The organism is Colwellia sp. MB02u-10, from assembly GCF_014077185.1.
GTDB lineage: Bacteria > Pseudomonadota > Gammaproteobacteria > Enterobacterales > Alteromonadaceae > Cognaticolwellia.
Genome location: NZ_JACGVK010000138.1, coordinates 18,903 through 29,378 on the forward strand (window position 1 = coordinate 18,903; position 10,476 = coordinate 29,378).

8 protein-coding genes are annotated in these 10,476 nt (G+C 42.0%); 3 read left to right on the forward strand and 5 right to left on the reverse strand.

The genetic code is table 11. From position 1 onward, the window contains the following. The first annotated feature begins 52 nt into the window (after window positions 1–52). Window positions 53–2,227, forward strand: coding sequence for a catalase/peroxidase HPI (gene katG, locus H4J59_RS17335; RefSeq protein ID WP_182241252.1), 2,175 nt, complete (start codon window positions 53–55; stop codon window positions 2,225–2,227). Window positions 2,228–2,424: 197 nt separating this feature from the next. On the opposite strand, the gene H4J59_RS17340 is transcribed toward katG, so the two are convergent. From H4J59_RS17340 to H4J59_RS17350, 3 genes are read right to left on the reverse strand one after another with little or no spacing between them, the layout of a single operon-like run. Beyond that, entirely contained in the window at window positions 2,425–2,955 is a 531-nt protein-coding gene (locus tag H4J59_RS17340; RefSeq protein WP_182241253.1) for a CC0125/CC1285 family lipoprotein, read from the reverse strand. Window positions 2,956–2,966: 11 nt separating this feature from the next. Then, window positions 2,967–3,731 carry a hypothetical protein gene (locus tag H4J59_RS17345; RefSeq protein WP_182241254.1) on the reverse strand — a complete coding sequence of 255 codons (765 nt, stop codon included), beginning with the start codon at window positions 3,729–3,731 and terminating at the stop codon, window positions 2,967–2,969. Next, window positions 3,728–4,219, reverse strand: coding sequence for an RNA polymerase sigma factor (locus tag H4J59_RS17350; RefSeq protein WP_182241255.1), 492 nt, complete (start codon window positions 4,217–4,219; stop codon window positions 3,728–3,730). Before H4J59_RS17350 ends, H4J59_RS17345 begins: the two co-directional genes overlap by 4 nt. Before the next feature lie 122 nt (window positions 4,220–4,341). Between H4J59_RS17350 and H4J59_RS17355 the strand changes: the two genes are divergently transcribed. Further along, on the forward strand, window positions 4,342–5,700 hold the full coding sequence (locus H4J59_RS17355) for a S8 family serine peptidase (RefSeq protein WP_182241256.1): 1,359 nt from the start codon (window positions 4,342–4,344) through the stop codon (window positions 5,698–5,700). Here H4J59_RS17355 and H4J59_RS17360 read toward each other — a convergent pair. Next, window positions 5,697–6,626, reverse strand: a complete 930-nt coding sequence (locus H4J59_RS17360) for a hypothetical protein (protein WP_182241257.1) — start codon at window positions 6,624–6,626, stop codon at window positions 5,697–5,699. The genes H4J59_RS17355 and H4J59_RS17360 overlap by 4 nt on opposite strands. Window positions 6,627–6,686: 60 nt before the next feature. After that, a complete protein-coding gene (locus H4J59_RS17365) occupies window positions 6,687–7,832 on the reverse strand; it encodes a hypothetical protein (protein WP_182241258.1) in 1,146 nt (381 codons plus the stop codon). 454 nt (window positions 7,833–8,286) lie between these two features. On the opposite strand from H4J59_RS17365, the gene H4J59_RS17370 reads away from it, so the two are divergent. Beyond that, window positions 8,287–10,233, forward strand: a complete 1,947-nt coding sequence (locus H4J59_RS17370) for a S8 family peptidase (RefSeq protein WP_182241259.1) — start codon at window positions 8,287–8,289, stop codon at window positions 10,231–10,233. Window positions 10,234–10,476 lie beyond the last annotated feature (243 nt).

Sequence of the window (10,476 nt, forward strand, 5' to 3'; positions counted from 1 at the left end):
ATTGGCTGATGACTTAGATATCTCTCTATCACTGCACGAAAGGAAACAAAATATGAATGACGATAAAACAACATCTGGTGGAAAATGTCCTGTGATGCACGGTGGTGCTACAGAGAGTTCGATGACAAATATGACCTGGTGGCCTAAGTCGCTAAACCTCGACATTCTTCATCAGCATGATAGTAAAACCAATCCTATGGGCACGAATTTCAATTATCGGGATACGGTTAAAGATCTCGACATTGCCGCGCTCAACAAAGATATGCACGCACTGATGACTGACAGTCAAGACTGGTGGCCCGCAGATTGGGGACATTATGGCGGTTTAATGATCCGTATGACTTGGCATTCAGCCGGTACCTATCGTATTGCTGATGGACGAGGTGGTGCTGCTACGGGTAATCAACGTTTTACCCCGATTAATTCTTGGCCCGACAATGTAAATTTAGATAAAGCACGACGTCTACTTTGGCCAATCAAAAAGAAATACGGTAACCAACTTAGCTGGGCAGATTTAATTGCTTACGCCGGCACTATTGCCTATGAATCTATGGGGTTGAAAACCTTTGGTTTCGCCTTTGGCCGTGAAGACATTTGGCATCCAGAAAAAGACATCTACTGGGGTGCTGAAAAAGAGTGGCTTGCACCTAGTGGCAGCGAAAATAGCCGTTATTCTGGTGATCGCGATTTAGAAAACCCATTGGCTTCAGTAATGATGGGATTAATCTATGTTAATCCTGAAGGTGTAGACGGCAAATCTGACCCATTAAAAACCGCTCATGATATGCGTGTTACCTTTGAACGCATGGCGATGAATGATGAAGAAACCGTTGCCCTAACCGCAGGGGGTCACACCGTGGGGAAATGTCACGGTAATGGCGATGCCTCAATACTTGGCAGAGAACCAGAAGCTGCCGATATTTCAGAGCAAGGCACAGGTTGGAACAATAAAACAAAACGTGGTATTGGTCGCGATACGGTATCCAGTGGCATTGAAGGTGCATGGACTACTCATCCTACACAGTGGGACAATGGCTATTTCTCTATGCTACTCAACCATGATTGGGAACTGAAAAAGAGCCCCGCCGGTGCTACGCAGTGGCAACCCGTGAACATTAAAGAAGAAGATAAACCGGTTGATGTCGAAGACCCTAGCATACGCCAAGATCCCATTATGACTGATGCAGATATGGCATTAAAAATGGATCCCGCTTATCTTAAGATTTCACAACGTTTTGCCAATGACCCTGAATATTTCTCTGACGTTTTTGCCCGTGCATGGTTCAAACTGACCCATCGCGATATGGGCCCGAAAGCACGATACATAGGCTCAGAAGTACCGCAAGAAGAGCTTATTTGGCAAGATCCCGTACCCACAGGTATGACAGGTTATGATGTAAAAGCGCTTAAGGAAAAAATAGCCGCTAGTGATTTAACTATCAGCGAAATGGTTGCCACAGCATGGGACAGCGCTAGAACTTTCCGTGACTCTGACAAGCGCGGTGGTGCTAACGGTGCTCGCATTCGCCTTGCACCACAAAATAACTGGCAAGGAAACGAGCCTACACGCCTAGCTAAAGTGCTCACTACCCTAGAAACGATTGCAAACGAAAGTGGCGTCAGTATTGCTGATGTTATTGTCCTCGCAGGTAATGTCGGTATTGAGCAGTCAGCAAAAGCGGCTGGCGTTGATATTACAGTACCATTTGCCCCTGGACGTGGTGATGCAACTGACGAGATGACCGATGTAGAGTCATTCAAAGTACTTGAACCTCTGCATGACGCTTATCGTAATTGGCTCAAAGCTGACTATAGTGTTAGCGCTGAAGAGTTAATGCTAGACCGCACACAGTTAATGGGTTTAGCTGCTCATGAAATGACTGTACTTATTGGTGGCATGCGTATGCTAGGCACTAATTTTGGTGGCAGCAAGCATGGTGTATTTACCGAACGTGAAGGTGTGTTGTCGAACGACTATTTTGTTAACTTAACGAATATGGACTATAAATGGCAGCCCGTTGGCGATAATTTATATGAAATTCGTGAACGTAAAACAGATAAGGTCAAATGGACAGCCACACGTGTTGATCTTATCTTTGGCTCGAACTCGATTCTTCGTGCTTATAGTGAAGTTTATGCACAGGACGATAATAAAGAAAAATTTGTCCACGACTTTGTTGCCGCATGGACCAAAGTGATGAGCGCTGACCGTTTCGATTTAGCATAATGTTCAACTAATAACCTTGCCAATCATATCCTCGCGCCTGAGTAATTGGGTGCGAGGATATTTATACTCAATTATCATTACTCTCTGACTTAAGCCAATCAGTATTAGCCAAAAAAAAAGCCCTAAATAGGCCTTTTCAAATGCTTACTCAAGTGAATATATGCTACTTCAGCTTTTAACCCACCATAGCCAAGGAATTAATTAGCCTTTGTTGCTAGTTTTTTAGATAAATTTTCAATCACATCTGCAGCGCTGTAACTTGACTCGTTGCTCATAACGCCTTTGCCCAGACGAATTTCTAAAATACTATGCACTTCTTTGCGGCTATTCGTATTCGTACTACTAAAAGCAACCCCGACTTCACTGCTTGGACGTCGGTAAGTTTCACAAGTTAATAGTCCACAACGACGTTCAACCCGCTGCTGATGCGATAAACCTATCGAGGAAGCTGGCTGAACTTTTTCAGACTCTACAAAGGTTTCTTTACTGGTGATCACAAACCAATCATAGCCTTGCGCTTGAGTCAGTTCAGCTGCTCTTAATAGGGCATAATCCGCGGCATCTGCGACACTGTTAGAAACACTTTTAAACTGCACACGAAACCTGTCCTCGGTTATTTTTTGCTCGCTATAGCCGACTGAGCCTTTGTTTGCTGGGCGATATTCAGGCTTAGATGCGCAAGCCGTTACTAATAAAGTCATCAATATAAATGTAATAAGTGTTTTCATTTTAACCTCGATTATTGTTGCTCAGTTTGCCAGTTGTTCGCGATGGCTCGTTGTTCTTGAGTACTGTCCATAGCCGGTCCATTGATCATCGTGTCTATAGCGCTATCCAGTTGCGCTTGGTTAGATGCGGCGCGGTAATTTTGGGTGTTTTCAGTGAGTTTTACTTTTTCGGTAATTTTTAACTGCCATAGGCCATTTTCTTTACAGGCAATATTAACACTCGCCGTTTGCTCGCTAACGCGCTGAAATTGGCGACAGTAATCGCCGGCAAGGTTAGTAAAACTTAAGTTAGCTGTGATCTTATCTCCTTGCGCTATTGACGATATTTCGCCACTTCGCTGCTGATCTAACACTTGTGTTATACCCGCAGTAATCACTGTCGGTGCTTGTTGAGACTGCATTAAGGTTACCGTACCTACGCCAAATAACATGGCAACGCCAGCGGCCAATGCATAAGGCTTTTGTAGGCTTTTATTGAAGTTTTCCCAAGCGGATAAACTCACGACATTTTTCACTGACTCAGCCGCTGACTCAGCCGTTTCCCCTTGCGCTATTTTTTTATCAATGCTTTGCGCTAATGGCAATAAATTGTCTGCCATCGGTGTGTTATCAATCACGGCAGCATTTTCTGCCACCCAGTGATCCGCTTGTGCTAAATCCGCTAAACGCATCACTAAATCGTCATCGCTTTCCAGCGCACAGCGTATCTCTTCCATTGCCGCTTCGCTAAGTTCAACATCTATAAAAGCACTTAGCATTTCATCGCTGATTTTCATGCGTCTGCTCCTAACCTATCAGGTTTTATCATATCTAATAATGCGCAGCGCGCTCTTGATAACCGACTCATCACGGTACCAACAGGGATTTCCATTGACGACGCCACTTCTTTATATGACATACCCTGTACCGCCACTAAAGACAAAATAGCGCGTTGTTCGTCGGGTAAAGTATTCATCGCGACATTAACCTGTGCAAGCATTTCTTTGCTGTCGAATACTTGCTGTTCATTCACACTTTGTGGTTCTTGCAGTTCAGGTTTAAGCACGGCATTCTGTCGGACTTTGCGCGCACGATATTCGTCAATCCAGACATTGCGACAAACCTTAAAAGCCCATTTATTGACATCTACTTCATCAGGCACGCCTTTTTTCAGTATTTTTTCTAGCGTGATTTGCACTAAATCGTCAGCATCTGCGGCATTACCGGTTAATGAGTAGGCAAAGCGTCTTAGCATTGGTAGTATATTTTCAATGGTATTATTCATGTTTTTTACTCCTCTCTACTAAGAAGACGTATGTAAAAAAAATTTATTCCATAAAAAGGAAATTTATTTTCAGTTGAAACGTTTTATTAACTACACGCTTATTTTTGAGGCTCAAGATTAACATGAAAACCTTAGCTTTTACCGCCATATTTATTGCTGTTTTTAGTACCTTATCATCTGCCCAACAATTGCCCACAGGCGGTGTTTTAGGACAAATTAATACCATAGAGCGCACCGCCCGCGATATTACCCGACAACTCGATAGACCGCCGATACTAGCTCCTTTTGAATTAAGTGACTTACCCGACATTAACAAGGTTAGCACTGAGCAACTTAACGCTTTACCTGCCACTTTAGCGATAACCACCAGCGCAGGTAAAAATCTGTGGCTTGATGTCGAAGTAGAAGGTGGTTGGCGAGCTGTTCAGCGACAATGGCTACTATTAGCCGACGATAGCAGTAAAAAACGCTTAGTTGAGCATGGCGCGCTGATTATTACCGAGTCGCGTTATACGGGTTTGGCTATGGCACTGCTGCGTTTTAATGTGCCCAAAGCTTTAGACTCAAAGCAAGCGTTAAGCCAGATACTCTCAACGCAAGCCACGCTAAGTTTAGCGAGAAACCATATGTATCAAACACAAAGTCAAAAAAGTCAGCGGGTAGATGAAAATTTAAGCCGTCATCACATCGCCAAAGAAAAAGTATCGCCACTAAGCCGCGTTAATCCGGCTTGCGAATTAGCGGTAAAAGTGGGTCTGGTTGATAGCGCAATTGATACCAAACATAAGGCTTTTAAACACGCCGATATTACTGCGAAATCTTTTTTACCTGATGATTTATCTGCTTCGTTGCAACACGGTACCGTGATTGCCAGTTTATTAGTTGGCAAAACCACACAACTGTTGCCACTGTTACCGCAAGGTAAAATATATTCCGCGCAAGTATTTTATCAGCAGTCAGACTATGCCCAAGGCGCAACGCTGTCAGCCATCATCGCTGGCGTAAACTGGCTGTTAGAACAAAACGTTCCTGTGATTAATATGAGTTTAGCGGGACCAGACAATCAAATTTTGCAGAGTGTACTAAGCGCCGCTATTGCAAAAGGTGCCATCGTTATCGCCGCTGCGGGTAATGAAGGGCCGGCAGCTCCACCTATGTATCCTGCCGCTTATCAAGAGGTTATCGCGGTCAGTGCGATAGACAAATATCAACAACCGTATCGTTGGTCAAATAGAGGTGACTATGTCGATTACTCAGCGTTAGGGGTGAATGTACTCACAGCGCAAAGTGGCCAAGGTGTGGGCCGGGAGTCAGGCACATCGATTGCTGCCCCTTATGTTACAGCAACCTTAGCCTGTTTAGCGCTAACTTATGGTAAGAATAAGCAGGATTTATTAGGTAAACTCAATGATCTAGCGGTAGATTTGGGCCCTGAAGGTAAGGACCCTATTTATGGTGTGGGCGCGATCTTTAGACCTTAAAATTGCGCTTTAATAGACAATGAAGAGAGGGTTTGGCTGTACGTTTGGCTATCAAGTTGTGAACGGTAATCGCCATATTCAAGGTTACTGACCAACGCGAGGTGTTTATTGAAGTCTAACTGCCATTGCGCGTGAAAAATGTTTCTATGTTCATCTGCCTTTGACTCAAGCTGACTGTCCATATCCTCATGACGATAAGTTTGATAATCTTTCGATTGAAAACGCCAGCCTATGGCGGCTTTTTGCGCTAAACCAAATAATGTAAAATTTTGCGAAAGCTTAGTGCTCAACCCATAACCGCTATAATTAAACTCAGGGTCTATAGCCGTTTCCTTATCCGCACTCACGCCGAGCATAAACATAGTGTCACCGTCGTTAAGAAAGTGGAACAGCTCAGCACTGGCGCCAAAAGCGTCGGCATTACGGCTAGTGATCTCGGCAAATTTTTTACTTTTAATTTTTGCACTGGTACGTAAAAAAGTTTGTGGTTGAAGAAAAGTGCCTAAGTAAATACTGGCTTGGTGAAAGGTTAAAAAGCTATCGCCAGCTAATTGGGCCTTAGCCCCATCATAACGTAGGCCTAAATCTTTTTTACGCCATTGATAACTAGCATCAAGACTGACTTGATGTAAAGTTAGGTCGAAGGCATCAAACTCATTATAGTCTTTTTCATTATAACGATATGCCGCGCTTATTTTCGCTTTATCATTAACTTTCCATAAACCAGTAACTGCTGCTGTTTTTTGCAGGCCACTATCTCCCTGTGAAGAAACCTCATCAAGCTCATCAACACTCAGTGCTGAATGACTAATTAGACCTAAAGAAACTTCGCCGTTAACCGTCATAGGCTCTGATGTTGCCGCCATTAAATGTAGACTTAAAACACAACTTAAACCACAGCTTAAACCACTTAATATATATTTCATCTTAACTACCTCAAATAAAAAAAAGCGCCAGAGCTACTGGCACATTCAACATGGCAACAATTACCAAGCTAACGCTAAATCGCTTGTTAAGGTACTAACCACTTCAGCAGCGGTTGCAGCCGCCAACTCGGTGTTAATTTGCTCAGTAACCGCACTGGTAATTTGCGTATTAACGTTTTCACTGATAGCACTTTGCGTACTTGAGGTGATTGCATCTTCAACATTGGCATTAATCGTTTGTTCAAGCGCTTGCGAGGTTTGTGCTGCCGCATCTAATGCGGTGATGTTTTGAACATTAGCCATTTCTTGTAGGGAAAGTTGCTGAGTTATTTGCGAAGTGTTAGCAAAAGACCTTGCGCTATCAAGCGTAGGATTCAAGGCAACATTTTCAGGTGCTGGCATGGTTTCACTCGGCATAGCTTCTTCAGACCCTACTTCAGACCCTTCTGGTGCAGCACTTTCTGCTAGCGCTGGAAACTCTGCGCTTGTCACTTGGCTAAGTGACTGACTCAAGCTTGATGCAGTATCTAATGCACTAATGTTTTCAACATTAGCCATTTCTTGCAAAGAGAATTGCTCAGAAGGCTGTAAAATGAGTTGCTGCGTTACTTGTGAAGTGTTAGTAAAAGACCTTGCACTATCAAGCGTAGGATTCAACACAATACTTTCAGGCGCTGGCATGGCTTCACTCGGCACAGCTGCTTCAGACCCTGTTTCAGGCACTGTTGCAGAGTTTTCAGGTGTATTACTTTTAGCTAGCGTTGGAAACTCTGTGCTTGTCACTTGGCTAAGTGACTGAGTCAAGGTTGCTGCTGTAGCTGAAGTGACATTGATGTTTTTACCCGCGTCATTTGATAAGCCAGTTATTGACTGACTATTGTTATCAAAGGCTTGCGCTGTGCCAACATTCCCTGTGTTACTTGACGACTGTGCTGTTGATTCGCTTGGTGCAGACTCTGCTGCGTTCTCTACTGTGTTCTCTTCTTCACTATTCGCCTTAACTTGGCTATCGCTCTGAGCTGAGGTGTCTGATTGTGTCGATATTTGTGTAGCATTATCTGCTGAGTCAACTTGCTGAGATGCCTGAGTTTGTTGGTTTATCTTGGTGCTTTGGCTAATTTCAATATCAGTAGCTTGCGCGATACTTACCCAACAACTCATGCCGCTTAATACTAATACTTGTGCTATTTTATTTAATTTAGTCATGTTTACTTCCTCTAATGTCTGTTTATATTTATGTTAATGACACTGAGATAACGGATGACGTGAGGTGTTTATTCCAAAATAATTAAAAACTCTATTTAGAATATTTTTATATTAATTACTTCATCAACTTACATACTTAATGAGCTTTATAATTATAGTGGCTAAAAGTGTATTTAAAATTTCATCCGATATTTTCACTCGACATGATAGGGATATTAATTTACTAGCAACATGATTTAAATAACAAAAACAATAAACCACCTCTTATTTGAAATAAATGAATGTAAATTATTACTGTAAACATTCAACAATTACCCTCACTAACTTCAATTTAAACATGTCATTTATTTCAAATTAAATTAAAACACATAAAATCAGCCACTTGGTTTGTGGCTCGAAATTTGCATCGCTAATGGTAATACGTAAAAGATATAGATATTTAGGAAAACGACATATGAAGCTAAAATATATTCATAAGAGTGCCATGCTGTTAGCTGGAATGTTAAGTATTTCAGCAATACCTTTCTCCGCACACAGTGCTAAAACTTTATTAGATCCCCTGGTTGAACGCCACAATGAAGTGATCATTCAAGGTGATGATCTTTTAAGTGTTAAGAATATTATTGGTAGTGTAGGTGGAATTATCACTCACGAACTGTCATTAATTAACGGACTTGCTGTAAACGTAAGTGATAACGAGTTAGCGACTTTAAAATTATATGAAGACGTTATTACCATCATTAAAAACGAAGCAGTTTTTAGCGCCAGTGCACTCGATAACTGTAAAGTTTACGGCAGCCATGTTGTTGAAATGTCAGCTAACAAAATCCGCTGGAATATTTATAATGCCAAAGACCAAAAAGTCAATTTCAATAAAATGACCTTTAATTGGCCTCCAGGATTAGGCAATATACGTACACTTAAAATCAATGGTCTTCCTGTATTTGTTAGCGTAATAGCAGATCAAAATGGCGAGTTAGTACTTAATGCCACGGATATTCCTGCCACTGCATTTTTAGAGGCTTATGAAGATGCGACGGTTGAATTAGCTTTTACAAATAATGGTACTGATAGTTACATGCACAACGATTTTTCGATGGCTGTGGGTTTCGCTGAAAATTGTGACCGTAAACTTGCAGAAGGTTACGAAACTCAAAGTATTGATGGTGACAGCAACACTTATTACGTCAATGTTATTGGTGCAGATGCATTACACAAAATGGGAATTACTGGTAAAAACGTTACTGTAGCCGTAGTCGACAGTGGTCTTTGGGGTGCTCACAAAGCATTAAACCGCAATACTTCGAACCAATCTAGAATCAAAGCAGCATACGACGCTATAAACGGCACTGAAGTTTCGCCTCATAAAATGACCGATGAAAATATTCATGGTACTCACGTAACTAGCATTATTGCTAACAGCGATCGGGCGGTTGAGTATGGTCAAATGACTAGTCACTATCAAGGTGTCGCACCTGACGCTAACTTAGTGGTGGTAAAAGCTATTCATCCAGACGGTCACAGTACCTATGCAGATGCTATTCGTGGCTTACAATATATTGCTGATAATCACAAAGCGTTAAATATTCGTGTTGTTAACATGTCATTCGGTGCGCAGCCCCGTTCAAGTTATTGGCAAGATCCACTAAACCAAGCGGTTATGGCATTATGGGCAAAAGACATAGTGGTAGTAACATCTGTCGGTAATACTGGCCCTAGCGCCATGACAGTTGGCGTTCCTGCTAACGTACCTTATGTCATAAGCGTTGGTGGCATCAGCGATAAAAATACACTAGACACCAGTGATGATGAAATGTTGTCATTTTCATCTCAGGGTCCAACGCATGACGCCTTTATCAAGCCTGACTTAGTCGCTCCAGGTGGCCATATGTTCAGTCTAGGTAATTCAACAATGCAAACTGCCATTAAATTTCCTCAATACTTAATGGCTAAAGACCGATACATGATGTCAGGTACTTCACAGTCTTCGGGTGTCGTAACCGGCATAGTCGCATTAATGCTACAAAATAACCCTAACCTAAGTGCTGACGATGTTAAATGTCGGCTATTAGGCAGTACTACCATGGCACAATCACCAGACGGTGCACTTGCTTATAGTCCTTTTTATCAAGGGGCAGGCCGTGTAAATGCGAAAAATGCGGTTGAATCAACAGCCAAGGGTTGTGCTAATAATGGCATGGATGTCGCAGCTGACTTGAGTGGTGAACAACATTATATGGGCGCTGCGCGTCAAGACGCCGATGGTAACTACTACATTCAAGACTACGACTTTGAAGTTTGGGAAGAAGGTTTTGCATGGCGTGAAGGTTTTGCATGGCGTGAGGGTTTTGCTTGGCGCGAAGCTCAATTGAACCAAGAAAACTTTGCAATTAATGAATAAGAAATAAATCATTAAATTATGCTTGTTATGAACTAAGTATTTCCTTAGGTTATAACGGGCATAATTTGATTTTAAGAAATGAAAAGTGTATTACTGCACTTAATTTCAACCGACCAATTTTCATCAATTTTTTCAATAGCCATAACTCGTAGTCGGTTTATATTACTGTAAAAAATTAACTGTAAGTAAGTCTAAGGTTTGGTGTTTTACACGCTTTGGGTTAGTCTATTTCTAAATTAAAAT